Annotated in this window: 1 pseudogene; it reads right to left on the bottom strand. The window is 66.0% G+C overall.

Going from position 1 to position 362, the window contains the following annotated elements:
• A pseudogene (locus tag EIP75_RS24240) lies at nt 1-362 on the bottom strand (TRAP transporter large permease subunit); the annotation flags it as partial.

The following is a 362-nucleotide window of genomic DNA, read 5'->3' as shown; positions in this document are numbered from 1 at the left end:
CGCACCTCGTGGTAGATGATGCCGCCGGCGGCGATCACGAAGATGCCGGAGGCGCCGGTGTAGGCGGTGGGCACGGCCGCGGCCAACAGGATGATGTAGGTCAGCAGCTGCGGCGAGAGCTTCCACGGCCGCACCGTGTTCATGAACAGGTCGACGATGCGGCTCTGCTTGAGCAGCATGCCGGCCCAGATGAACAGGCCCAGGTTCATGAAGATGCTGGGCAGCTCCATCAGCTGGTTGATGTAGATGGCCAGGCCGGCGGGGTGGCCGTGCAGCAGGAAGTACACGCCCGACAGGGTGGCCATGTGGGCGAACAGCGGGATGGACAGGAAGGCCAGCCCCCAGGTGCCTTCACCGTGGGG

This window comes from Aquabacterium soli (assembly GCF_003933735.1).
Taxonomy (GTDB): domain Bacteria; phylum Pseudomonadota; class Gammaproteobacteria; order Burkholderiales; family Burkholderiaceae_C; genus Aquabacterium; species Aquabacterium soli.
Note: the sequence above shows the minus strand (reverse complement) of the source record. Positions and strands in the feature narration are given on the sequence as shown.